The sequence below is a fragment of the Streptomyces sp. CLV115 genome (genome assembly GCF_038448545.1).
GTDB lineage: Bacteria > Actinomycetota > Actinomycetes > Streptomycetales > Streptomycetaceae > Streptomyces > Streptomyces sanglieri.
Genome location: NZ_JBCEWQ010000364.1, coordinates 1 through 645 on the forward strand (window position 1 = coordinate 1; position 645 = coordinate 645).

The following is a 645-nucleotide window of genomic DNA, read 5'->3' on the forward strand; positions in this document are numbered from 1 at the left end:
ACTCCGCCACCTCCCCCGAAGCAGCGGCCCCGTTCTCCCCCGTGTTCCCCCTCGCCTCAGGCCACCAGCTCGCCGAAGGACTCCTCCTCGTCACGGCCGAAGCTGAGGACCTCGTCCTCGCGCAGCCGGCGGAGCGACCGCCAGATGCTGGACTTCACCGTGCCGACACTGATGTCGAGGATCGCCGCGATCTCCGGGTCGGTGCGGCCCTCGTAGTAACGCAGGACCAGCATCGTGCGCTGGAGTTCCGGCAGCCGCGCCAGCGCCTGCCAGAGCACGGCGCGCAGTTCCGTACCGCGCATCGCGTCCGTGTCGCCCGCCGTCTCCGGCAGCTCCTCGGTCGGGTACTCGTTGAGCTTGCGCCTGCGCCAGGCGCTGATGTGCAGGTTCGTCATGGTGCGGCGCAGATAGCCGCCGACCGCCGCCTTGTCGCTGATCCGGTCCCATGCCCGGTACGTCGAGAAGAGGGCGCTCTGCAGCAGGTCCTCGGCCTCGAACCGGTCGCCGGTCAGGTGGTAGGCGGTTGCGTACAGGGAGGCGCGGCGCTCCCGGACGTAGGCCGTGAACGCCGCTTCGGCGTCCTCGGTCTTCGCCGGGGCCTTCCGCTCCCCTGTGACCTCCCCGTACGCGCTGCCCCCGTTGTTT

The 645-nt window shown here is 70.4% G+C and carries 1 protein-coding gene; it reads right to left on the minus strand.

Going from position 1 to position 645, the window contains the following annotated elements; genetic code table 11:
• Window positions 1-56: 56 nt before the first annotated feature.
• The coding region (locus tag AADR41_RS42160; RefSeq protein WP_342287764.1) for a SigE family RNA polymerase sigma factor at window positions 57-645 on the minus strand (589 nt) is incomplete at its 5' end.